This is a genomic window from Micromonospora inyonensis, from assembly GCF_900091415.1.
In the GTDB taxonomy this organism is placed as follows: Bacteria; Actinomycetota; Actinomycetes; order Mycobacteriales; family Micromonosporaceae; genus Micromonospora; species Micromonospora inyonensis.
The window spans coordinates 2,087,280-2,108,670 of the sequence record NZ_FMHU01000002.1 but is presented as its reverse complement, the minus strand read 5'-3'; the positions used below and the strand labels follow the sequence as shown (position 1 = coordinate 2,108,670).

22 protein-coding genes, 1 pseudogene and 1 riboswitch are annotated in these 21,391 nt (G+C 72.7%); of the genes and pseudogenes, 11 read left to right on the top strand and 12 right to left on the bottom strand.

Annotated elements, in window-relative coordinates; all coding sequences use genetic code 11:
* The first annotated feature begins 67 nt into the window (after positions 1 to 67).
* Entirely contained in the window at positions 68 to 838 is a 771-nt protein-coding gene (locus GA0074694_RS23875; RefSeq protein ID WP_091462120.1) for a DUF5995 family protein, read from the top strand.
* A 26-nt stretch (positions 839 to 864) separates the two neighbouring features.
* Here GA0074694_RS23875 and GA0074694_RS23870 read toward each other — a convergent pair whose 3' ends face one another.
* The 7 genes from GA0074694_RS23870 to GA0074694_RS23840 form a co-directional block, all read right to left on the bottom strand.
* The gene (locus GA0074694_RS23870) at positions 865 to 2,010 is read right to left on the bottom strand and encodes an FAD-dependent oxidoreductase (protein ID WP_091462117.1); all 1,146 of its coding nucleotides are present in this window, start codon (positions 2,008 to 2,010) and stop codon (positions 865 to 867) included.
* A 161-nt stretch (positions 2,011 to 2,171) separates the two neighbouring features.
* The gene (locus GA0074694_RS23865; RefSeq protein ID WP_091462113.1) at positions 2,172 to 2,873 is read right to left on the bottom strand and encodes a TetR/AcrR family transcriptional regulator; all 702 of its coding nucleotides are present in this window, start codon (positions 2,871 to 2,873) and stop codon (positions 2,172 to 2,174) included.
* A gap of 496 nt (positions 2,874 to 3,369) precedes the next feature.
* Entirely contained in the window at positions 3,370 to 3,579 is a 210-nt protein-coding gene (locus GA0074694_RS23860) for a hypothetical protein (RefSeq protein ID WP_091462109.1), read from the bottom strand.
* A 212-nt stretch (positions 3,580 to 3,791) separates the two neighbouring features.
* On the bottom strand, positions 3,792 to 4,817 hold the full coding sequence (locus GA0074694_RS33980; protein ID WP_342670942.1) for a hypothetical protein: 1,026 nt from the start codon (positions 4,815 to 4,817) through the stop codon (positions 3,792 to 3,794).
* A gap of 197 nt (positions 4,818 to 5,014) precedes the next feature.
* The gene (locus GA0074694_RS23850; RefSeq protein WP_091462107.1) at positions 5,015 to 6,364 is read right to left on the bottom strand and encodes an FAD-dependent oxidoreductase; all 1,350 of its coding nucleotides are present in this window, start codon (positions 6,362 to 6,364) and stop codon (positions 5,015 to 5,017) included.
* Positions 6,365 to 6,382: 18 nt separating this feature from the next.
* Positions 6,383 to 6,727, bottom strand: a complete 345-nt coding sequence (locus GA0074694_RS23845; protein ID WP_091462065.1) for a TcmI family type II polyketide cyclase — start codon at positions 6,725 to 6,727, stop codon at positions 6,383 to 6,385.
* An 85-nt stretch (positions 6,728 to 6,812) separates the two neighbouring features.
* Positions 6,813 to 7,580: an AfsR/SARP family transcriptional regulator gene (locus GA0074694_RS23840; protein ID WP_091462064.1), complete on the bottom strand. Its 768-nt coding sequence runs from the start codon at positions 7,578 to 7,580 to the stop codon at positions 6,813 to 6,815.
* Between the two features lie 436 nt (positions 7,581 to 8,016).
* On the opposite strand from GA0074694_RS23840, the gene GA0074694_RS23835 reads away from it, so the two are divergent.
* The 7 genes from GA0074694_RS23835 to GA0074694_RS23805 all read left to right on the top strand — a co-directional run bounded on the left by GA0074694_RS23835 (position 8,017) and on the right by GA0074694_RS23805 (position 13,797).
* Positions 8,017 to 8,355, top strand: coding sequence for a TcmI family type II polyketide cyclase (locus GA0074694_RS23835; RefSeq protein ID WP_091462060.1), 339 nt, complete (start codon positions 8,017 to 8,019; stop codon positions 8,353 to 8,355).
* Between the two features lie 82 nt (positions 8,356 to 8,437).
* Positions 8,438 to 9,202, top strand: a complete 765-nt coding sequence (locus GA0074694_RS23830; RefSeq protein ID WP_091462057.1) for an SRPBCC family protein — start codon at positions 8,438 to 8,440, stop codon at positions 9,200 to 9,202.
* Positions 9,195 to 9,593 carry a cupin domain-containing protein gene (locus tag GA0074694_RS23825; RefSeq protein WP_091462054.1) on the top strand — a complete coding sequence of 133 codons (399 nt, stop codon included), beginning with the start codon at positions 9,195 to 9,197 and terminating at the stop codon, positions 9,591 to 9,593. Before GA0074694_RS23830 ends, GA0074694_RS23825 begins: the two co-directional genes overlap by 8 nt.
* A complete protein-coding gene (locus GA0074694_RS23820; protein ID WP_091462051.1) occupies positions 9,590 to 10,864 on the top strand; it encodes a beta-ketoacyl-[acyl-carrier-protein] synthase family protein in 1,275 nt (424 codons plus the stop codon). Before GA0074694_RS23825 ends, GA0074694_RS23820 begins: the two co-directional genes overlap by 4 nt.
* The gene (locus GA0074694_RS23815; protein WP_091462048.1) at positions 10,861 to 12,117 is read left to right on the top strand and encodes a beta-ketoacyl synthase N-terminal-like domain-containing protein; all 1,257 of its coding nucleotides are present in this window, start codon (positions 10,861 to 10,863) and stop codon (positions 12,115 to 12,117) included. Before GA0074694_RS23820 ends, GA0074694_RS23815 begins: the two co-directional genes overlap by 4 nt.
* Positions 12,114 to 12,470 carry an antibiotic biosynthesis monooxygenase family protein gene (locus GA0074694_RS23810; RefSeq protein WP_091462045.1) on the top strand — a complete coding sequence of 119 codons (357 nt, stop codon included), beginning with the start codon at positions 12,114 to 12,116 and terminating at the stop codon, positions 12,468 to 12,470. Before GA0074694_RS23815 ends, GA0074694_RS23810 begins: the two co-directional genes overlap by 4 nt.
* 328 nt (positions 12,471 to 12,798) lie before the next feature.
* A complete protein-coding gene (locus GA0074694_RS23805) occupies positions 12,799 to 13,797 on the top strand; it encodes a S1 family peptidase (protein WP_245715030.1) in 999 nt (332 codons plus the stop codon).
* A gap of 106 nt (positions 13,798 to 13,903) precedes the next feature.
* Here GA0074694_RS23805 and GA0074694_RS23800 read toward each other — a convergent pair whose 3' ends face one another.
* On the bottom strand, positions 13,904 to 14,662 hold the full coding sequence (locus GA0074694_RS23800; protein ID WP_245714872.1) for a TIGR03089 family protein: 759 nt from the start codon (positions 14,660 to 14,662) through the stop codon (positions 13,904 to 13,906).
* 141 nt (positions 14,663 to 14,803) lie between these two features.
* Positions 14,804 to 15,607 (bottom strand): MFS transporter, encoded by an 804-nt coding sequence (locus GA0074694_RS31125; RefSeq protein ID WP_425413667.1) that lies wholly within the window; start codon positions 15,605 to 15,607, stop codon positions 14,804 to 14,806.
* A gap of 15 nt (positions 15,608 to 15,622) precedes the next feature.
* Between GA0074694_RS31125 and GA0074694_RS33200 the strand changes: the two are divergent.
* A pseudogene (locus GA0074694_RS33200) lies at positions 15,623 to 16,252 on the top strand (aminotransferase class I/II-fold pyridoxal phosphate-dependent enzyme); the annotation flags it as partial.
* 62 nt (positions 16,253 to 16,314) lie between these two features.
* Entirely contained in the window at positions 16,315 to 16,569 is a 255-nt protein-coding gene (locus GA0074694_RS23790; RefSeq protein ID WP_091462037.1) for a hypothetical protein, read from the top strand.
* Between the two features lie 52 nt (positions 16,570 to 16,621).
* Here the strand turns inward: GA0074694_RS23790 and GA0074694_RS23785 are convergent, their stop codons facing one another.
* Positions 16,622 to 18,064 carry a glycine hydroxymethyltransferase gene (locus tag GA0074694_RS23785; protein ID WP_091462035.1) on the bottom strand — a complete coding sequence of 481 codons (1,443 nt, stop codon included), beginning with the start codon at positions 18,062 to 18,064 and terminating at the stop codon, positions 16,622 to 16,624.
* Between the two features lie 17 nt (positions 18,065 to 18,081).
* A riboswitch (ZMP/ZTP riboswitch) is annotated at positions 18,082 to 18,171 on the bottom strand.
* A gap of 130 nt (positions 18,172 to 18,301) precedes the next feature.
* Here GA0074694_RS23785 and GA0074694_RS23780 point away from each other — a divergent pair.
* Positions 18,302 to 19,177 (top strand): metallophosphoesterase family protein, encoded by an 876-nt coding sequence (locus GA0074694_RS23780; RefSeq protein WP_091462033.1) that lies wholly within the window; start codon positions 18,302 to 18,304, stop codon positions 19,175 to 19,177.
* A gap of 11 nt (positions 19,178 to 19,188) precedes the next feature.
* Here GA0074694_RS23780 and GA0074694_RS23775 read toward each other — a convergent pair whose 3' ends face one another.
* Entirely contained in the window at positions 19,189 to 19,689 is a 501-nt protein-coding gene (locus tag GA0074694_RS23775) for a hemerythrin domain-containing protein (protein ID WP_091462030.1), read from the bottom strand.
* A 132-nt stretch (positions 19,690 to 19,821) separates the two neighbouring features.
* The gene (locus tag GA0074694_RS23770; RefSeq protein ID WP_091462027.1) at positions 19,822 to 21,288 is read right to left on the bottom strand and encodes a S8 family peptidase; all 1,467 of its coding nucleotides are present in this window, start codon (positions 21,286 to 21,288) and stop codon (positions 19,822 to 19,824) included.
* Positions 21,289 to 21,391: the final 103 nt, after the last annotated feature.

The window sequence follows — 21,391 nt, the reverse complement described above, 5'->3', positions numbered from 1 at the left end:
CCTCCGGCTGCCACGCTGTGCACCGGCGGCGACACGGGGCGCCGCCGGGACCACAGGGGAGGAAGACATGACCGAAGCGGTCTGGGGGCCCGTCCACCAGGACGTCGCCGATCTGCTCGCCCACCACCCCGCCGACGTGCCGGCGGTGGTCGACCACCTGACCAAGCTCCAGGACGTCCTGGTGCGGCTGCCGCCGTTGCAGGCCAGCTGCCCCCTGGCGGATTTCAACGGGCTCTACCTGACGATCACCGGGAAGGTGCTGGAGCGGCTCTACGACGGCCGCTTCGCCGACCCGGTGTTCCTGTCCCGGTTGGACGTGGAGTTCGCCGCCCGCTACTTCGACGCATTGCGGTTGTGGACCGAGTCGAGCCCGTGCACGCCCCAGGCCTGGGCGTGCATCTTCGAGCGGATGCAGGGGCCGGACGTCCGGCCGTTGCCGGCCGCGGCGGCGGGGGTGAACGCGCACATCAACTTCGACCTGCCGTTCGCCCTGGTGACCACCTTCGACCACCTGGAGTCCGAGCCGGTCGACGGCGGCGACCAGCACCGGGACTATCTCCAGATCAACGCCATCTTCGCCGAGTCGATCCCGACGTTGCGCCGGGGCTACCTGGACCGGTGGCAGCTGATCATCGACACGCTCAATGGTGACCTGGACGACTGGTACCAGGGCGAGCTGGTGGAGTACACCCGGGGCGTCGCCTGGCGCAACGCGCAGCGGATCTGGCGGGTGCGGCACGACACCCACGCCCGGGAGGGCGAGCGCGACCGGCTCGACGACACCGCCGCCCGGCTCGGCCGGCTGCTGCTCTCACCGCTGGGCGCGCTGCTCCAGTAAGCGCCAGTCCATCTTCCTAGGATGCCTTACGGAGTGTGCGCGAGCGCGGGATCGACAAGTTCGTCGAGCAGGCCCTGCGGAGCGGTCTCGCTGAAGGAGAGGGCGAGGTTCGTGGCGGCTTCCTGCGCGGCCCGCGCGCTGCGTGGGAACAGCGCCCTCTCGTACTCGGTGAGCGCGGTCTCGATGTCGCCGGGATGCTCGGCGATGGCCTTGCCCAGCTCGGCACCGTCGAGCATCGCGAGGTTGGCGCCTTCGCCGGCGAAGGGAGACATGACGTGTGCGGCGTCGCCGAGCAGTGTCACGCCGGGCACGCGGTTCCAACGGTGCTCGACCGGCAGGGCGTTGACGGTGCGGGGAGTCATCGCGCCGTCGGCTTCGGTGATCAAAGCCTTCAGCGGCGGCGCCCAGTCGGCGAACTGCTCGAGAAGGACCGCTTTGATCCTGTCGGTGTCGGTGAAGTCCAGTGCGGCAAGCCACCCGGGTGACGCGGTGATGGCTATGTACAGGTGCAGGCTGCCGTCGGGTTCGCGGTGTCCGAGGATTCCCTTGTCGGGCCCGAGCGCGAACAGCATGCCGCTGCCGACAACGGCAGCCGCGGCGGGGTGGCGTCGGTCGGCGTCGTGCAGGTCGGTCTCGACGAAGGAGATCCCGGAGTAGGCCGGTGTGGCGCCGGAGACCAGGGGCCGGATCTTGGACCATGCCCCGTCCGCGCCGACCAGTACCTGTGTGGTCACCGTGGTGGTGTCGGCGAAGACGAGTTCGTGTCGCCCGCCGCCGAGCGGGCGCGCCCGGGTGACCTTCACACCCCAGCGGATGGTGCCGTCGGGAAGCGAGTCGAGCAGGATCTGTCGCAGTTGCCCTCGTTCGACCTCCGGGCGAGCCCGGGTGCCGTCGTCGGTGTCCTCGTACAGCAGGGTGTTGTCCTTGTCGAGGACTCGGGTGGCCTCGCCCCCGGCGTGGACGATGGCGCGGAACCGGTCGTACAGGCCAGCCGCGTGTAGTGCCACCTGGCCGTTGTCCTCGTGGATGTCGAGCATGCCGCCCTGGGTGCGGGCGGACGGCGAGTCTTCGAGCTCGTAGACGGTGGCGGCGATGCCGTGCGTGTGCAGCACCCGGGCGAGGGTGAGGCCGCCCAGTCCGGCGCCCACGATGGCGATTGATGGCGTGGTCATGGCTTCTCCTGGAAGTAGGGGCTGGCGGGGGTCGAGGTCGCACCGTGTGGCGATTGCGTTCGTGACGAACGCGTTCCAGCCAGGTGCGAGGTGGCGGCGACAGTCTCGCGCGTGGTGTTCGTCGGCTCGCGGGATGCCCGGCTGAGGTTGCGCTGTCCGGCTTATTCGTTGGCGGTGAGGCCGTTGACTTCGTTGGCGGTGAGGCCGTTGACGATCTGGCGGAAGGCCCAGCGCATGCGCTCCAGGCCGGTGCCGGAGAACAGTTCGCCGCGGGCGCGGACGATGTGGGGGTAGTCGTCGGATGTCGCCTCGGCGACCACGGAGACGAGTTCCTCCTCTTCGCCCTGCGCTTCGACGGCCTCCTTGCGGCTGCCCTGTTCGGCGGCGGTCGCGGTGGCGTGCTGCAGCAGCAGGTCGACACCCCAGGCGGCCTGCCGGGTCGGGATGCCGGCACCGTGGAGCAGGCCGAGGATCGAGTCGATCAACCTCAGGTAGTGCGGCCCGCAGGGGCGCAGGGTGAGCACCGAGCGGGCCAGGCTCGGATAGGCGAACAGCAGCCTCGTGTAGGCGGTCATGAGATCGATCAGCTGCTCGCGCCAGGCGGCGCTCGCGTCGTCGGCGGGCAGCTCCAGGTCGGTGAGCAGCTCGTCCAGCAGCGCTCCGTGCAGTTCGGCGGTGTTGCGGACGTAGACGTACAGCGAGGCGGGGCCGGTGTCGAGCTCGGCCGCCAGCCGTCGCATGGTCACCCGCTCCAGGCCTTCCTCCCGCATGACGCGCAGGGCGGTCGCGACGACGCCGTCGCGGCTCAGCGGCGGTTTGGCCGGCCGGTCGCGACGACTGACGGGTACGCGGCGAGGAGTCATAACTCGATCGTAGCGAACGCGTTCGTCATCGGGTAGGGCGGGGACGGGTCTGTAACGAACGCGTTCGTGCCAGGTTGCCTCCCGGGTAGCTCGCCACCATGCCGGCCTACACGAGACCGTCCCCGGCGCCGGTCACATCACCACCCGCACCCACCCGAAAGAAACCTGAGCCGCATCGACGCGTTCCTCGCCTGACCTCGGTCTTTCGTCTCGACTCGCGGGTGTGTAGGCCAGGGGAGTGCATGGATCGACGTCTGCGGATCGCGTCGCCGACCGGTGGCCTGCCCCAGATCCGGGGCAGCTCGACAGCTTCGGAGAGGACCCTCCCACGGACGCGAATCGGCGCGTGGGTGTCGATGCCGAGGACGGTGCCGGACGGTTCTCCGCCCTGCCCGCGGTGTGCGGTATGGCGTGCACTCGAAGCCGGGGTGCGCCGACACGACGGGCCCGCGTCCACCGGAGACGGTGGGCGCGGGCCGGAGCGGGAGAGCGGGGCCTACTCCGACGGCTGGGGTAGTTCGCAGTCGACCTTCGGGTTGGCGCCCACGTAGTTGAGCGGCCCGGCCACGACGGTGACCAGGATGGTGCCGGCCTCGGCGCAGTTGGTGTCGTCCCCCTTGAAGTAACCGCGCTGCGCCGCGGCGATCGCGCCGATGATGAGCCAGATCACCACGAGAACTCCGAATATCGACGGGCCACGCCGCATGGCTGCCTCCCTGGTAACGGTGGGTCGAGTGAGGCGAGTTGTACCCAGACGCGGCGAACGGCTAACCGCGCCGGGGCGTGACGGCGAGACCGCCGGCGGCCGCCGCGCGCACCGGTCCGCGTCCCTCGCGGACCGGTGACGACGAGGGACGCGACGGGGACCGGACGCCACAGCGGCCCGACCGGTGGGCGCGGCGGTGGGGCGGTAGCGGGTCAGGCGGTGGGGGCGGGGAAGACCTTGTCGGCCTCGGCCGGAGCGTCGGCGAGGATTCGGGCCTGCTGGGGCCAGCTCGCCAGGCCCGGGGCGGAGCGCAGGCCCGCGCCCCGGATCACCTCGCGCAGCCCCGCCTCGTCCCGCTCGGCCAGCTGCCGGTAGGTGCGGATGCCGGCGGCCTGGAGGGCGGCGGCGATCTTCGGCCCGATGCCCTGGATCCGCCGGAAGTCGTCGTCAGCGGGAACGTCGTCGGCGTCCCGCGGCGCGGGCACCGCCGTGACGTTCTCCTCGGCTACGGCCGGCCCGGTGCCCCCGGTCGGCTCGACCGTCGTCGGCTCGATCTCGGCCGGCTCGACAGTCGTCGGCTCGACTTCGACCGGCGGGATCTCGGCCGGCTCGACAGTCGTCGGCTCGACTTCGACCGGCGCGTTCTCGGCCGCGTCGGGCTCGATGCTGGTCGCCCGGGCCTGTGCGGCCTCCGCCACCGGCGCGGGCAGGGGCTGGGTCTGCTGCGTGGTCGACCGCGGGACCGGGGTCAGCTCCGGCTCGGCGGGTTCCGGCTGCGGGGTCACCGGCTCGGTCTGCTCCTCGACGGGTTCGAGCTGCGCGTCCACCGGCTCGACCTGCAGCCCCGCCGGCGGGGCCGGCGGCTCGACCGGGACCGTCACCGGTTCGGCCTGGGCGTCCACCGGCTCCAGTTGAGCGTCCACCGGTTCGGCGTGCGCGGCAGGGGGCGGCGTGGGACCGGCCGGAACCGGCTCCGTGGCGAGGTAGCGGTCCGGCGTGTCGTCGGACCGGCCGGGCGTCGCGGGTACGTCGACCGTCTCCGATTCGACGGCGGGGTCCGTGCGGCGGTCAGCGGTGTCGGGCGTCGGGGCGGTGCGGGTGACGGTGGCCGGCCGGACCGGGTCCACCCGGGACGCCGGGCGTCCGGGGGCCCGGCGGCCGCGCAGCGCCCATCCGGCGGCCACGCCGCCCGCCACCGCCAGGATGAGTAACAACGAGTGTCCGAACGTCCACGCCACGGCGTACCTCCCAGTGCGTACGGCGAAAGTGCGAGAAAAGTCCGCCGCAGCTTCGCATACGCGTGTCTCTGGCCTCAGCCTGGCCGGGAGGGATCCCGTCGCCGCCGGTCGGAGCGGGCGGCTCGGGTATGGGTCGACGTGGGGTGTCGGGGCGGTTCGTGGCGCACCGTGACGGCGGCGCCGCCGGGGGAGGGGACTCAGTCCTCCGCGCCCCGGTAGGCGTAGAGGTCGTCGACGAACTTGCGGCGCAGCTTCGGTACCCGGCTGGTCACTCCGAAGTAGCCGCGGGCACCGAGCAGCGCCAGCCGTCCGACGACGGGGCGGTAGAGCGGGTCGTCGCCGTTGGTGCCGTTGTTCTTCAGCGAGTCGGCCACCCGGGCGAAGCCGTACGGCAGCATCTGCGCCTCGTAGTCGCCGACCGCCTCCAGCAGCGGCTTGTCGCCAGCCACTGCGGCGGTGAGCTGCCGGCGGAGCAGGGCGGCGTCGCGCAGCGCGGTGTTCGCACCGACCCCCCGTCCCGGGGTCATGGTGTGGATGGCGTCGCCGAGCAGGGTGACGGTGCTGGGCTTCCACGGCGGGACCGGCTCGGAGGTGGCGACCTTGATCGGCAGGCAGCTGCCCGGGTCACTCCGTGCGAGCAGTTCGCGCAGGTTGGGGTGCCAGCCCCGGGTCAGCTCCAGGGCGAGGCGGACGAGGTCGTCGCCGCGCCGCCGCATCACGTCGGCCGGGAACCGGCGGGCGGTGCTCCAGACGATGATGTTGATGTAGTCGCGGGTGTTGTCGTAGAGCAGGCCGGGCCAGCGTTCCAGCAGGTCGGCGTCGGCGCCGCCGACACCGGACTTGAGCCCGCCACCGCTGTCCCACTTGAACTCCATCACGTGGAGGATGCCCATCATCCCGCGGGTGCCGAAGATGAGGGAGATGCCCTCGAGGACGCGTGGCGGCAACAGGCTGCGGGTGTGCTCGGTGAGCGGGATCTTCACCGCGATGTTGATGCTGCCGGCGTCCCGGGTCACCGCGTGCGGCAGGTACTGCCGGCGTACGGCGGAGTGGGTGCCGTCGGCGGCCACCAGCAGGTCCCCCAGGGCGGAGCTGCCGTCGGCGAAGTGGGCGGTGACCGTGCCGTCGTCGTGCTGCTCGTACCGGGTGAAGGTCCTGTCGAAGTGGACGACGTCCTCCATGCCGGTGAGCAGGACCTGCCGCAGGGTCATCCGGGAGACCGAGCGGTCGGTGTTCACCGGGTCGGTGTCGGGCCGCAGCTCGAAGGAGGCGGTCTGGCGCAGCCGCTGGGTGATGACGTTGAAGTAGCGCGGGGAGCGGGCGCAGGTGGCGACGAAGGTGTCGAACAGTTCCGGCGACAGGCATTCGCGCAGCGCCCGGCTGCCGGTCGGCCCGATGCCGACCCGGTAGCCGAGCAGTCCGTCGGTACGGGTGCGGTGGCGTTCGTAGACGGCGACGCTGATCCCGGCCCGGCGCAGGCCATGGGCCAGGCACATCCCGCCGGTGCCGGCACCGATCACCAGGACGTGTGGGCGGCTGGAGGACATCACGGCTCCTTGCGCGGGTCAGTCGACGGTGCCGGCGGCCGGGGCGGTGGCGGCGTCCCAGCGGTAGAAGCAGCCGGCGATCGCGTCCCGGGGCGAGCGCCAGTTCGGCAGGTACGGGGAGGTGTGCGTGGCCAGCCGCTCGTTGACCCGCAGGTAGAGCGGGTGGGTGCGGGCAGCGGCGACCGCACCGGGGTCCACGTCGGTCTCCATCAGGTGGATGCAGAGGTCGTGCAGGCAGTACAGGGAGCGGTGCCGGACGCCGGTCATGGCGGGCAGTTCGGTGGCGTCGGACTCGGCGAAGATCTCCGCCACCTGCTCCTCCGTGCCCGGGACGATCCTGCTGACGATCAGAAGCCGACTCATCGGGTCCCCTTTCGCGGCCGGCATCCCGCGAGCCCGTGGGACACCCTGGTGGGCCCACCCTGCCGGCGCGCCTGTCACGACACCGTCACCGTGGGTCGGTGGGCGGTGACGGTCCGGGTGCCGGGCGGGTGGGGTGTCGGGCGCCGGGTGGTGCGACGCGGCGGCGGATCGGGGCGAGGGTGTCGTCGAGCAGCGCGCACATCGCCGCCGAGGGTTCCAGGTCGAGTTCCCGCAGGATCAGGTCGCGGTAGACGTAGAAGGCGTGCAGCGCCTCGAAGGCGTTGCCCTCGGCGAGGTGGATCTGCACCACCAGCCGGTGCGGGGTCTCCCGCAGGGGCTCGGCGGCCATCGCCTCCAGGGCCGCCTGGAGGGCCTCGCCGTGTCGACCGTCCTGGAGGTGGGTGCGGGCGAGGTGTTCCAGCATGTGCAGGCGGAGCTGGCGCAGTCGTTCCCGCTCCAGCAGGACCCAGTCGTCGTACCAGCCGGGGAGCAGGTCGTGCCGACCGGCGGCGAGCGCCGCGGCGGCGCCGCGCGGGTCGCCGCCGTCGCCCACCCGGGCGGCGGTCCGTACCAGCTCGTCGACGTCGACGTGGACGGCCGGGTCGAGTCGTACGGTGTCGCCGGTGGTCAGCATGGGACAGCAGGGGGCCTGGCGCAGTCGCCACAGGGCGGTGCGCAGTGACGACAGGGCGCGGTCCTCGGGTGCGTCGGGCCAGAGCAGCCCGGCGACGTGGCTGCGGGTGGCACCGGGGCGCAGCCCGATCACTGCGATGACCCGTTGCAGTCCACGGGGGACGACCACCGGCTGGTCGTCGTGCAGCAGGCGGAAGCCGCCGAGCAGCAGCAGACGCATCCGGGGAGTGGTCGTCGGCGTGCTGGTGTCAGAGGCCACAACCGCGCACCCCCCTGCAGCGGAACCCTCGTCCCGTCGTCCACGGTGCCCGTCGGCGGGTGCCCGCGACGTCGGTGTCCCGTCGCGGGGCGAGCGCCGCCGCCGGGCTGACAGCGACGAAGATTATCAATAGCGGTTACGCTGGGTCAACCGAGTGGTCGTCATTCCGACCTTCTCGGCGCGTCCCCGAAAATGCCTCTGAGCTGCATTGATCCGTCATCTCCTCCCGCTGTGCGGGCAGGTGCGCCGCACATTGTGCCCGTCCGCCGTCAACCAAGCGTCACGACTGCGGGGTGTCAGTGGACGGTCCGTGGTGACGGCGTGGTGACGGCGGTCTCGGCATCGTGTCGGCAGTCGTCCGGCCGCGCGGGCCGACGTCCGCCGTGGGGAGACATCGATGGACCGTACGTTGATCGTAGCGAAGGTGCTGCCGACCGCGGAGTCGCGGGTCGCCGAGATCTTCGCCGAGTCGGACGCGACCGAACTGCCGCGCCTGGCCGGGGTGCACCACCGGTCGCTGTACCGGCTGCACGACCTCTACGTGCACCTGCTGGAGACCGAGTCGGCGGGCCAGGGGGCGGTGGAGACCGCCCGCCGGCACCCCGAGTTCGTCCGGGTCAGCGACCGGCTGCGGCCGTACATCTCGCCGTACCTGCCGACCTGGCGATCCCCCCGTGACGCCATGGCGCGCTGCTTCTACCGCTGGGACGCCTCCCGCACCGGGCGGCAGCCGTGACCGCGACCGCACCACCCACACCCGTACCGGCCCGGCGCGGATGCCCCCGCCGCAGCTCCGGCCGCAGCTGAGGAGGACCACCATGACCGTCACCCGAGGACCGGCCGGAGCGGCCCTGACCAACGAGATCACCGACATCCTGGTCGTGCACTGTGGGCTCGACCCCGACGCGGCGGCCCGCGCCCCGGACGCCTCCCTGGCGGAACTCGGCATGGACTCCCTGGCCCTGCTGGAGTTGCAGGCCGTGGTCGCCGACCGGTACGGCGCGCGGATCCCGACCGAGACGGGGCACCTGAGCATCCCCGCCGTCGCCGACCTGGTCGTCGAACAGACCGACCCGCTCGACTCCCCGGAGCCGACCGGCCGGCACGGTCACACCGAGAACAGCATCGTGATCGACGCGCCGCGACGGCTGGTCTGGGACCTCACCAACGACGTGGCGAACTGGACCGACCTGTTCACCGAGTACCGGTCGGTGGAGGTGCTGCACCGGGAGGGGAACACGGTGCGGTTCCGGTTGACCATGCATCCCGACCCGGACGGGACGGTGTGGAGCTGGGTCAGCGAACGCACCGTCGACCCGGCCACCTGGCAGGTGCACGCCCACCGGGTGGAGACCGGCCCGTTCGAGTACATGCGCCTGCACTGGCGCTACGACTTCGAACCCGACGGGGGCACCCGGATGACCTGGATCCAGGACTTCCACCTGCGGCCCGACGCGCCGGTCGACGACCGGGGCATGGAGGCCCGGCTGAACGCCGGCACCCGGGAGCAGATGGCCATCATCCGCGACAAGGTCGAGCGGATCGCCCGGCAGCGGGGTCTGGAGGCGGACGACGATGAGTGAGACCACCGACCGGGTCGTCGCGGCCCGCGACGTGGCCGCCGACCGGCGGCGCGGCGCGGAGCTGCGGGTGCTGCTCGGACCGAAGACGGTCGGCTCCACCTCCGGGTTCATGGGGGTGGCGGCGCTGCTGCCCGGGGAGCGCATCGCCGAGCACTACCACCCCTACAGCGAGGAGTTCCTCTACGTCACCCGGGGCGCGATCACCGTCGACCTCGACGACCGGCCGGTGCGGCTCGCCGCCGGGGAGGCGCTGTTCGTGCCGGTCAACACGCGCCACCGGTTGCGTAACACCGGCGACGAGGCGGCCGAGGTGGTGTTCCACCTCGGGCCGCTGGCACCCCGACCGGAGCTGGGTCACGTCGACACCGAGGTCGCGGAGGCGACGTCATGAGCGGGCGCCGCACGGTGGTGACGGGTGTCGGGGTGGTCGCCCCGGGCGGCGCCACCCGGGACCGGTTCTGGAAGACGATCACCGAGGGGCGTACCGCCACCCGCCGGATCACCTTCTTCGACCCGTCCCCGTTCCGGTCCCGGATCGCGGCGGAGTGCGACTTCGACCCGGACGCCGCCGGGCTCACCCCCGCCGAACGACGTCGCGCCGACCGGTACGTCCAGTTCGCCCTGGCCTGCTCCACCGAGGCGCTCGCCGACAGTGGTCTGGACCTCACCGATGCCGTACGGGACAACGCCGGGGTCGTGCTGGGCTCCGCGGTGGGCGGCACCACCGCACTGGAGCAGGAGTACGTCCGGGTCAGCGACCACGGCACACACTGGCTGGTCGACCCGGGTCGCGCCGGCCCGTACCTCTACCAGGCGCTGGTGCCCAGCAGCCTGGCCGCCGACGTGGCGTGTCGGCACGGGCTGCACGGCCCGGCGCAGGTGGTCTCCACCGGTTGCACCTCGGGCATCGACGCCATCGGCTACGCCCACCAGCTCATCGTCGACGGCGAGGCCGACGTGCTGCTCGCCGGGGCGTCCGACTCGCCGATCTCCCCGGTCACCGTCGCCTCGTTCGACGCGATCCAGGCGACCAGCCCGGACAACGACGACCCGGCGCACGCCTCCCGGCCGTTCGACGCCGACCGGCGCGGGTTCGTCCTCGCCGAGGGAGCGGCGGTGCTGGTGCTCGAGGAGGCCGAGCACGCCCGGCGTCGGGGCGCGCACGTCTACTGCGAGGTGGTCGGTTACGCCAGCCGCAGCAACGGCTACCACATGACCGGCCTGCGCCCGGACGGGCTGGAGATGGCCCTGGCCATCACCGACGCGATGCGGCAGGCCCGGCTGGCTCCGGCCGACGTGTCGTACGTCAGCGCGCACGGCTCCGGCACCCGGCAGAACGACCGGCACGAGACCGCCGCGTTCAAACGTGCCCTCGGCGAGGCCGCGTACCGGGTGCCGATCAGCTCGATCAAGTCGATGGTGGGGCACTCGCTCGGCGCGATCGGCTCGATCGAGATGGCCGCCTGCGCCCTGGCCATCGAGTACGGGGTGGTGCCGCCGACGGCGAACTGGGCCAGTCGGGACCCGGAGTGCGACCTGGACTACGTGCCGAACGTCGCCCGGGAGGTGCCGGTCGACGTGGCGCTCTCGGTGGGTAGCGGGTTCGGCGGTTTCCAGTCCGCGTTGATCTTCCGTCGGCTGTCCGGGTCGGTGCGGGAGTGAGCCCCCGGGCGGTGGTCACCGGCATCGGGGTGGTCGCCCCGAGCGGCATCGGCGTGGACGCGCACTGGCGCACGGTGACCGCGGGCACCCGGTCGACCGGGCCGATCACCCTCTTCGACCCGGACGACCGCTACCCGACCCGGGTCGCCGGTGAGGTGCCCGGCTTCGACGCCGCCCGGTACGTCGACAACCGGCGGTTGGTGCAGACCGACCGCTGGACGCACCTGGGGTTCGCGGCCACCGCGCTGGCGCTGGCCGACGCCGGACTGCCCGAACGGGCCGGAGACCCGTACGGGTACGCGGTCACCCTGGCCAGTTCCTCCGGCGGCAACCTGTTCGGCCAGCGGGAGCTGCAACGACTCTGGAACGGGCCGTCCCGCACCGTCGGGGCGTACCAGTCGATCGCCTGGTTCTACGCGGCCAGCGTCGGCCAGATCTCCATCCACCATCAGCTCAAGGGGCCGTGCGGGGTGCTGGTCACCGAGTCCGCCGGTGGGCTGGACAGCCTGGCGCACGCGGCGCGGACCGTCCGGCGCGGCACCCCGGTGGTCGTCGCCGGGGCCACCGAGTGTCCACTCAGCCCGTACGCGTTGGCCTGCCAGCTGCGCTCCGGACTGCTCAGCGCGGTCACCGACCCGGAGCGCGCCTACCGGCCGTTCGACGTCGACGCCAGCGGGTACGTGCCGGCCGAGGGCGGCGCGGTCTTCGTGGTCGAGGAGCGGGGGCACGCGGTGGCCCGGGGCGCGCGGATCTACGGCGAGGTGACCGGTTGGGGGGCCACCCACGACGCGGCGCACACCACGGCGGAGAGCACCGGGGACCCGGTCCACTACGCGCGGGCCGTGCGGGTGGCCCTGGGGCGGGCCGGCGTGCACCCGGAGGAGGTGGACGTGGTGCTGCCGGACGCCCTCGGCACGGTCCGCCACGACCGCGCCGAGGCGGCGGCCCTGCGGGCGGTGTTCGGCCGCCGGCCGCCGCCGGTCACCACCCAGAAGCCTCTCACCGGGCGGGCCCACCAGGGCGGGTCGGCGTTGGACGTCGCGACCGCGCTGCTCGCCCTGCACCACGGCCAGCTGCCCGTCTCCGCCGGGCCGGCGCGCCCGGCGGACGGCTGCGAGCTGGACTTCCTGCGCCGGCCACGGCGGCCGGAGACCGGGGTCGCGGTGGTGTGCGCCCGCGGCTTCGACGGCTTCAACAGCGCACTGGTGCTGCGCCGGGCGCAGCCGTCTGGGGAAGGGAGCGGGGGACCATGATCGAACGACGGGCGCGTGTGCTGTTCCTGGTACGGGTGGCGGTGGAGCGGACGGCGGACTTCCTCCGGGCGTACGAGCTGGTGCGGCACCAGGTCAGCGGGGTGCCGGGGCACCTGGTCGACCAGGTCTGCCGGTCGGACGTCGATCCGGAGCAGTGGTTGGTGACCAGCGAGTGGGCGACCCTGGCCGACTTCGAGGCGTGGGAGCGCAGCGCCGGGCACCGGGAGCTGCTGCGGCCGATGCGGGAGTGCTTCACCGAGGCGAGATCCCTGCGGTTCCTGGTGCACGCCCAGACTCCCGCACCGGAGGCCGTCTGCTCGGTCCCGGCGGAGGTCGACGTCGCGCACTGGTGAGGTGGACACCGGCGGGTCGGGGCCCGGCGGTCGGGACGACGGTGTCGTCCGGCCGCCGGGCCCGTCGGCGTGCCCGGCCGGCGACCGGACGGCCCACCGGCGTCGGTAGCCCCGGCTGGCGTCCGCCGCTGACGATCAGGCCGACGAACGATACGGCATGTCGGCACGTAGTGGAGGGTGGCCGCGCCCACCAGCGGCCGAGTGGACCGGCCCGGACCACGGCACAGCCTGGACGCAGGGACCGCCAGGTGTAAGTATGTCGAGCTATCGATCAACCGGGATCGGTTCGGCCTCCCAGGAGGAACCCGTGAGACTCACCCGACGCGCGATGATGTCCGCCGCCGCCGCGACCATGATGCTGGGCGCGGTCGCCGTGTCGCCGGCCCAGGCCGCCCCGCAGATCCTGACCGCCGAGCGCGCCGCCACGCTGGCCGCCTCCCTCGGGGCCGACCGCACCGCCGGCTCGTTCGTCGACGCCGCCGGCCGTACCGTCGTCACCGTGACCGACGCCCGCGCGGCGGCCTCGGTCCGCGCCGCCGGCGGGGTGGCCCGAGTGGTCGAGCGCAGCGCCCGTGCCCTGGAGCGCGCCCAGTCCCAGGTGGACCTCGGCGTCACCGGCACCGCCCTCTACGTCGACCCGGCCACCAACCAGGTCGTCGTCGGCGTGGACAGCACCGTCACCGGCGCGAAGCTGACCCGGGTCAAGGCCGCCGTCGCCGCCTCCGGCGGAGCGGCCCGCCTCACCGAGCTGGGTGGCACGCTCAGCACGCGGATCTCCGGTGGCGACGCCATCTACGGCGGCGGCTACCGCTGCTCGCTCGGCTTTAACGTGCGCAAGGGCAGTGAGTACTTCTTCCTCACCGCCGGCCACTGCACCGACGCGGTGAGCGCCTGGTACGCCAACTCCGCGCAGAGCACCAAGCTCGGTGACCGGACCGGCACCAGCTTCCCGGGCAACGACTACGGCATCGTCCGGTACACCAACACCTCGATCGCCATCGACGGCAGCGTCGGGTCGCAGGACATCACCTCCGCCGGCAACGCGGTCGTCGGCCAGTCGGTGACCCGGCGGGGCAGCACCACCGGCACCCACAGCGGCACCGTGACCGGCCTCAACGCCACCGTCCGGTACGCCGAGGGAACCGTGCGCGGCATGATCGCCACCAATGTCTGCGCCGAGCCGGGCGACAGCGGCGGCCCGCTCTACTCGGGCAGCACCGCCCTCGGCCTCACCTCCGGCGGCAGCGGGAACTGCCGGACCGGCGGGACGACCTTCTTCCAGCCGGTCACCGAGGCGCTGAGCAAGTACGGCGTCGCGGTCTTCTGATTCGTCGAGGACGCCGGGCGGCGTGGCTACGGCCGCACCGCCCGGCAACGACCAACTCCGGACGTGGCAGGCAAGGGCCTCCGGGCAGCTGCCGCCCCGCCTCGGTTCAGAGAACCCGGGTGACCTGTTCGGCGGCGGCCAGTGCGGCGCGGCGCTCGGGGGAGCAGTTGGCGCAGACCACCACGGACGCGCCGGCCGCCAGCGGGGCGAGCAGCCACTTCACCGGCTCGTCGTGGACGGCCGCGTCGACCAGGATCCGGTCGCCCGGTCGCAGTCCGCCGGCCTCCGCGACGGCGCGGGCCACCTCGCCCCACTGGGCGTAGCTGGTGCCGTCGACGCTGGCGGCGTCCGACCGCCGGACCACCGCGACCGGGGGTGGGGCGGCGGAGCGCAGGTCGAGTTCGGTGACGAAGTCCAGGTAACCGGTGGGTGGGGGCGGCGTCGGCGCCCCGAGCGGCCCCAGCCCGAGCACGAACCGGTGGGTGGCCTCGGGTGGGTTGTCCAGCCAGTCGTCGATCCGGGGCCGGTGCACGAAGCTGGCGTCCAGCGGCTCGTGCCCGCCAGGGCCGAGCGTGGGCAGTCCGGCGGTGGCCCGGCCCCGGTACGACACCGCCACCCCGGCGGCCCAGCAGCCCAGCAGCACGGCAGCGGTCTGCCAGTGCGGCGGCAGCAGCACGGCCGCCCGGTCGCCGGCCCGCAGCCGGCAGCCGTCGCGGAGCAGCCCGGTCGTCCGGGCGGCCCACGCACCCAGTTCCGTCGCGGTCAGTGTGGTCCGCTCGCCGGTCGCGTCGTCGTAGTACGTCAGCAGCGGCTGGTCCGCTCCGGCGGTCGGCAGGCCGGGCAGGTCGACAGCGGGCATGGTCATCGGGGACTCCAGAGCGGACGTGGAACGGCGGTCCCACCCTATCCGTCCGCCACCCTCGCCGACCCGCCCCGGCTCGCCAGCCGGGCCGAGCAGCGCGTCGGGCGAGTCCGATCGTGGGGTGAGTGGTCACCGGGTCGGTGGTCAGGCGGTGGCGGTGGCCTTCTCCGGGGTGCCGAGACGGGCCGAGGGAGGGCCGGTGAGCAGCGGCACGGCGGTCACCCCGAGGCAGACGACGCCCGAGAGCAGCAGGGTGGGCGTCAACCCGAGCATGCTGACCCCGCAGCCGGCCAGCAGCGCGCCGACCGGCAGTCCGGCGAAGCCGACCGCCCCGGCGATGCCGATCACCCGGGTCTGCAACGCCGGGGGCACCCGCTCGTAGAGGGCGACGCCGAGCAGCGGGTTGATCGCGCCCACGCCGATGGCCGACACGAAGGTCACCCCGAGCACGACGGTCAGGTCGTCGGTGGCGGCCAGGGCGAACAGTCGGGGCGTACCGCTGAGCGCGGCGCCCAGCACGAACGTGGCGAACGCGGGCAACCGGGGGCCGAGCCAGGTGAAGAGCAGGCTGCCCAGCAGCGCCCCGCCGCCGAACGCGCCGAGCACCAGGCCGAGCCCGGTGGGGGAGCGGAGCACCTCGTCGACCCAGATCGGCACGAAGACGGCGATGCTGGCGTTCGCCACCATGTTCAGCGCGAAGACGACCAGCAGCATGTTGCGCAGCAACTGGTCGGTACGCAGGTAGCGGAAACCGCCGCGCAGCGCCGTCCAGTAGCCCTCCCGGGTCGGCGCCGCGTCGCCGGCCGGTGCGGCCGGGGCCGGAAGCGCCACCAGCAGCCCGATCAGCAGGGCACACACGGCGAACGTGGCCGCGTCGATCAGCAGCGCGGTGGCGGTGCCGAACCAGAAGATGAGCAGCCCGCCCAGACTGGCGCCGAGCAGGGTCACCACCCGGTTGAGCCCCTCTTCCCGGCCGACGGCACGGCCCGGCTGCCCACCCTCAAGGCGCTCGACGAGTGGGGCCGGGTGGTCTACCTCGGCTCGTTCGCCAAGACCGTGCTGCCCGGCGCCCAGGTCGGCTACGTCCTGGCCGACCAGCGGGTCTGGGGTGCCGACGGGACGGTGGGGCTGCTCGCCGACCAGCTGGCCAAGATCAAGAGTATGGTCACCGTGAACACCTCGCCGATCGCCCAGGCGGTCGTCGGGGGCCGGCTGCTGGCGCACGGGTGCAGCCTGGCCCGGGCGAACGAGCGGGAACGCGCGGTCTACGCCGGCAACCTGCGGCACCTCACCGCCGGCCTGGCCCGGCGGTTCCCACCGCCGTCCCCGGTGCGCTGGAACGTCCCCGCCGGCGGCTTCTTCGCGGTGGTGACCGTACCGTTCCCGGTCGACGACGCGCTGCTGGCCCGTTCGGCACAGGAGTGCGGCGTGCTCTGGACGCCGATGGCCCACTTCTACGACGACACCGCCGCGGTCGACGCGCTGCGGCTGTCGGTCAGCGCGGTCACCCGCGAGCAGATCGACCTGGGCCTGGACCGGCTGGCCGCCCTGCTCGCCGATGAGATGGACCGACGCGGCGTGTCGGTGACCTGACGGCGGGCGCGACACGTCCCCGGCGGTCGGCGGGCTCCGCTGTGGACGGCGATAATGGAGCGATGGTCGCCTGGGAGTACGCACTACTGGTCCGCCGCTACCAAGGGCAGGGGCGCAGTTTCGAGGTCACGTTCATCTGGTACGGGCCGGACGGCTCACGCCGGGACGTCACCCCGTACGGCGACACCGCCATCGCCCACCTGAACCGGGTCGGCCGAGAGGGGTGGGAACTGGTCGCCGCCGCCGAGGACGTCAACAACGTCCAGGGCAGCACCGAGGTGCACCGCTACCACCTCAAGCGGCCGATCACCATCTGACGCGCGGCGGGGGCGGTGCCGGACCCGGCACCGCCCCCGCGCGTCCGCCGCGTCAGCCCAGGTCGACGGTGGGGTAGAGCGGGAAACCGGCGACCAGGTCGCTGGCCTGCTTGGCGATCCGCTCGGACACCGCCGGCTCCAGGGTGTACTTCGCCTTCGACGGCGTGCCGTCGGCGTTCGACCCCGGGCGGGTCTGGCTCAATACGGTGTGGATCAGTTCGGCGGTCTCGTCCATCTGGTCGGTGCCGAGGCCCCGGGTGGTCAGTGCCGGGGTGCCGATGCGGACGCCGGAGGTGTACCACGCGCCGTTCGGGTCCTGCGGCACGGCGTTGCGGTTGGTCACGATGCCGGAGTCCAGCAGGGCCTGCTCGGCCTGACGGCCGGTCAGCCCGTAGCCGGTCACGTCGATGAGCACCAGGTGGTTGTCGGTGCCCCCGGTGACCAGGGTGGCCCCCCGCCGCAGCAGCCCCTCGGCGAGGGCCTGGGAGTTGGCGACGATGCGCTGCGCGTAGTCGGCGAAGTCCGGGCGGCGGGCCTCGGCCAGGGCGACCGCCTTGGCGGCCATCACGTGCGGCAGCGGGCCGCCGAGCACCATCGGGCAGCCCCGGTCCACCTGCTCGGCCAGCTCCGGGCCGCAGAGCACCATGCCGCCGCGCGGTCCGCGCAGCGACTTGTGGGTGGTGGTGGTGACGATGTGCGCGTGCGGCACCGGGTCGAAGTCACCGGTGAAGACCTTGCCCGCGACCAGCCCGGCGAAGTGCGCCATGTCCACCATGAAGGTGGCGCCCACCTCGTCGGCGATCTCCCGCAGGATCCGGAAGTTCACCTTCCGGGGGTACGCGGAGTAACCGCCGACCAGGATCAGCGGCTTGAACTCCCGGGCCGCCTCGGCGACCTTGTCGTAGTCGACCAGCCCGGTGGTCGGGTCGGTGCCGTAGCTGCGCTGGTCGAACATCTTGCCGGAGATGTTCGGCCGGAACCCGTGGGTGAGGTGGCCGCCGGCGTCCAGCGACATGCCGAGCATCCGCTGGTTGCCCAGTTCGCGGCGGAGCGTGAACCAGTCGGCCTCGGTCAGGTCGTTGACGTGCCGGGCCTGCGCCCGCTTCAGCGCCGGGGCCTCCACCCGGTCGGCCAGGATCGCCCAGAAGGCGACCAGGTTGGCGTCGATGCCCGAGTGCGGCTGCACGTACGCGTGCGCGGCCCCGAACAGCTCCCGGGCGTGCTCGGCGGCGAGCGCCTCGACCGTGTCGACGTTCTGGCAGCCGGCGTAGAACCGGCGGCCGACGGTGCCCTCGGCGTACTTGTCGCTGAACCAGTTGCCCATCGCCAGGAGTGTGGCCGGGGAGGCGTAGTTCTCACTGGCGATCAGCTTGAGCGACTCCCGCTGGTCGGCCAGCTCGGCACCGATCGCGTCGGCGACCCGGGGCTCGACGGCGCGGATCACCTCAAGGGCGCTGCGGAATGCGGTGGACTCGGCGTTCGACGACGACGGCATGCGACCTCCAGTACGGTGCGGAAGGCCCAGGCGCTCGGCGTGCGTCCTCATGACGGGGCCGCTTCCCGATGGTGCTCCATCCCCACGCGCCAGTCACGGCCCACCGGTGATCCTACCGGGTCGGCCCGCCGGCCTCCGGCGCGCCTCCGCCGGGGCTGGAACGGGCCACGAGCGTCGACGCCGGGCGCGCGTACGCGGGGACGCTGGCCCCACGGGGGTGTCCGTAAGATCGGGGCCATGGTGGGGGAGGACGGCGGCAGTCTGGTCGCGATCAGTGATCTGCACGTCGGGTACGCGGACAACCGGGGGATCGTCGACGAGCTGCGTCCGGAGTCGCCGCAGGACTGGCTGCTCGTCGCCGGGGACGTGGGCGAGACGGTCTCGCACATCGAGCGGACGCTCGCCCAGCTGCGCGAGCGCTTCGCCAGGGTGATCTGGGTGCCCGGCAACCACGAGTTGTGGACCCCGGCCACGGACCCGGTGACCCTGCGGGGTGAGGAGCGCTACCGGCACCTGGTCGACCTGTGCCGCCAGCTCGACGTGGTCACCCCGGAGGACCCGTACGAGATCTGGCGTGGCCCGGACGGGCCGGTCCGGATCGTGCCGCTCTTCCTCGGCTACGACTACACGTTCCTGCCCGAGGGGATGGACCGGGAGGCGGCGCTCGCCGAGGCGCACCGCACGGGCATCGTCTGCACCGACGAGTACCTCCTGCACCCGGACCCGTTCCCGAGCCGGCAGGCGTGGTGCGAGGCCCGGCTGGCGCAGACCCGGGCGCGGCTCGACGCGCTCGACCCGATGCCGACCGTGCTGGTCAACCACTATCCCCTGGTGCGGGAGCCGACCCGGATCCTGCGGTATCCGATCTTCGCCCAGTGGTGCGGCACGACCGCGACGGCCGACTGGCACCTGCGCTACCGGGCCGCCGTGGTCGTCTACGGCCACCTGCACATCCCCCGCACCAGCGTTCACGACGGGGTGCGGTTCGAGGAGGTCTCCCTCGGGTATCCGCGCGAGTGGAAACGCCGCCCGAACCCCCCTCGACTGCGGCAGATCCTGCCCACCCCGCCCGGCGACCTACCGGAGTGGCCGGCGATCCAGCCACTCCGGTAGCCGGGCTCAGGCTAGGCGGTCAGCGCGTCGAGCGCCTTCTTCAGCGCCTTCGGCGCGGTCGGGGTACGCGGGGCGTCGGGGCGCAGCGCCAGCATGCGCTCACCGATCTCCTGCAACTGCTTACGGCCGAGCGCCTCGCGCACTTTCGGGAACCACTCCTGTTCCTCCTCCTCGACGTGGTGTGTCACGTTCTCGATCAGCACCGTGGTCTTGGCGACGAAGCGCTCGTCGTCGGCGTCCATGGTGGCCAGCTCGGCGCAGAGCACGTCGGCGACGTGGTGCTCCTCGTACGACTCCAGGATGTCGTCCTCCAGGTCGGGCAGGAGCCGGCGGATCTCCGGGTACATCACCTCGTTCTCGAGGTACGTGTGCACGGTCAGCGCCTCCAGGATCCGGGCCACCAGCTCCTGCCGTCGGCGCGGTGGTCCTTCCTGGGCGTCCTGGAACTCCCGGAACAGGCGACGCATCTCCTTGTGGTCTTCCTTGAGCAGCACGATGGCATCGGTGGACACCGTTGACCTCCTCGGATGGGCTGGTGACCACCCTGCTACCCCCTCACCCGGCCGGGCGAAACAGACCTCACCCGGACGGGTGAGGGCCCGGCGCGTTCCCGCGCCGGGCCCTCACGTGCTGCGACCCCGCTGTTACCGGACGGCCGCGTGAGCGTCGACCATGCCGGCGCCGTAGAAGCCGTTACGCGCCCCGCCGGAGCAGGTGGCGTCGTACTCGCTGCCCAGCAGCGGCACGGGGTTGTACACCCCGGCCGGGCAGGACAGCGGGGTGGCGGTGCGCTCCACGAACGCCGCCAGCTGACCCGGGTTCATCTCCGGGTGCGCCGAGGCGGCCAGGGCGGCCACGCCGGCCGCGTGCGGGCTCGACATCGAGGTGCCCTGCTTGTAACCCCAACCGTTGGTCCGGGTCGTCACGTTGAACGTGGTCGACAGGATCGCGTCGGAGATGGTGGAGGGGACACCCTGGGTGCGGAAGCGGGTGTCGCCGCCGGGCGCGGTCACGTCGACCACACCCTGCCCGTACGAGGAGTAGTAGCTCTTCGCCCCGGTCGGGCCGACCGCCGAGACGGTCACCACGCCCGGCGCCTCGCCCGGCAGGACGAGGCAGGCGCTGTTGACCTCACGCACCTCGGGCGTCCCGTTGTTCGGGCTGCCCGAGTCGACGTTCTTGTGCGCCAGGTCGTAGTTGGAGTTGCCGGAGGACGCCACGTGCAGTACGCCCTTGCTCTGCGAGTACCGGATGGCCCGCTGGACGGCCTGCCACACCGGACGCTGCCGGGCGTCGTTGCGGCAGTTCAGCTCCCACGGGTCGATGTAGTAGCTGTTGTTGGTCACCTGCATGCCGTGCTCGGCGGCCCAGAGAAAGCCGCAGACCGCCGCCTCGGGGAAGATGTAGCCGTCGTCGTTGACGACCTTGACGGCCGCCACCTTGACGCCCGGGGCGACACCGGTGACGCCCACGCCGTTGACGGCGGCGGCGATGGTCCCGGCCACGTGCGTGCCGTGGTCGGAGGTGGTCGGGTTCCAGGACGCCTCGGTGGTGTCCGGGGCACCGCCGACGCAGCTCGCGCTCTTGTCCCGCGCGATCTGGCTGGCCAGGTCCGGGTGGCTGCTGGAGATGCCGCTGTCCAGCACCCCGACCACGACGTTCGGGCTGCCGGCGGTGACCGCGTGGGCCTGCGGCACCTTGATCATCGGCATGTCCCACTGCTGGGCGAAGAGCGGTTCGCCGGTCGGGTCCGCGGTGGTCGCGGCGAGCCCGGTCAGCTCCACCGTCTCACCCTCGTCCAGCGCGGCACCCAGGCCGGCGGTGGAGGCCACCGACTCGACCCCGGCGCCGGCCACCTGCCGGACGAAGTCGGGGTTGGTCGAGCGGACCACCAGCACACCGATCTGGTCGTACGTGGCGACCACGGTGCCCTGCGCGGCGGTCGCACGGGCCACGGCCCGGTCCGTCGACGCGCCCTGCGGTGCGAGCACCAGGAACGTCGTCTCGGGACCTGCCGCGGACGCCGGAGCCAGCCCACCGGTGACGGCGAGGCCGACACCGAGCGCCACGGTCGAGGCCGCGGCAAGTGTCTTGCGACGGATGAACTTCACACACACTCCCAGGGGCTGTTCCCGCCGGTCGCGCTCCGCGTGCGAACGCGTCCGGCGGGGGCGGGCGGAATGCCCACTCTCGACTGACCAGAGTAGGGAGGCA